Annotated in this window: 1 protein-coding gene; it reads left to right on the forward strand. The window is 66.6% G+C overall.

Annotated elements, in window-relative coordinates; translation table 11 throughout:
- Positions 1-356, forward strand: a 356-nt coding sequence (locus AC0IYH_RS30015; RefSeq protein WP_471837746.1) for a PmbA/TldA family metallopeptidase, incomplete at both ends; no start/stop codon positions are given.

Below are 356 nucleotides of genomic sequence, written 5' to 3' on the forward strand. Positions count from 1 at the left end.
GCTCGGCACGAACGGTTGGCATGGACCTTCCCGCTGGCGCGCCTATATTGCCGGTATGGTATATCTCGATCCCCGCTCCTTCCTGTACCGCGATCTTGCTCCGGAGGCCGCGCAGACGCTGGCGGCCGATGCGCTGGGCAAGGCGGACGACGGCGAACTCTACCTCCAGTATCGCAAGTCGGAGGCGTTCGGGTTCGACGACGGGCGGCTGAAGACCGCGAGCTACGACACCAATGCGGGCTTCGGCCTGCGCGCGGTATCGGGCGAGACGACGGCGTTCGCGCACGCCAACGAGGTGAGCGAGGCGGCGATCAAGCGCGCGGCGCAGACGATGGCGCTGATCGATCCTTCACACT

The sequence above is a fragment of the Pseudomonas sp. AC463 genome, from assembly GCF_979253585.1.